The sequence below is a fragment of the Oleiphilus sp. HI0125 genome, assembly GCF_001635355.1.
In genome coordinates, this window is sequence record NZ_LWGF01000549.1 from 1 (window position 1) to 493 (window position 493).

At 43.0% G+C, this 493-nt stretch carries 1 protein-coding gene; it reads left to right on the forward strand.

Features of this window, described 5'->3' with window-relative positions:
* Positions 1-305: 305 nt before the first annotated feature.
* The coding region (locus A3762_RS25715) for a disulfide bond formation protein B (RefSeq protein ID WP_197469103.1) at positions 306-493 on the forward strand (188 nt) is incomplete at its 3' end.

A 493-nucleotide genomic window follows, 5' to 3' on the forward strand; every position in this document is an offset into this window, starting at 1 on the left:
CCAAAGTTACTTACAAATGCAGGATTCATGGTGTGATAAACAGCTCTTTGTTTTTCTGAAGATTCATCCTCTGCAAAGGCTAGTTGATGGTCATTAAAGCGCCGATTAGAGCGAGTACCGCTTTCATATTACTTCCTTAAAATTGGTCAATAGATCAAGTATAGGTCGATCCACCAATTCAAGAAGTAATGATGCGTGACTATTTGTAGCGACCGGTCTCAGTTCACAAAAATTAAGAAGACTTAACTCGCCAACTTTGCGCTTAACTCGCACCATTGGTAGCAGATTTTATAGGGGCTTATACAGTGCAGTTATCCAATCGATTGATCGGGCTAGCAATCATAGTAACGAGCGTATCGTTAGTACTTGTCGCAAGCTATGTTGAACCTTTCGCTAGTATGAATCCGTGCCCGATGTGCATGATGCAAAGAGCAATCTACTTATGCGTCGGGGGCTTTGCCCTACTAGCTTTGCTCGCTGCCAAACACGCAGT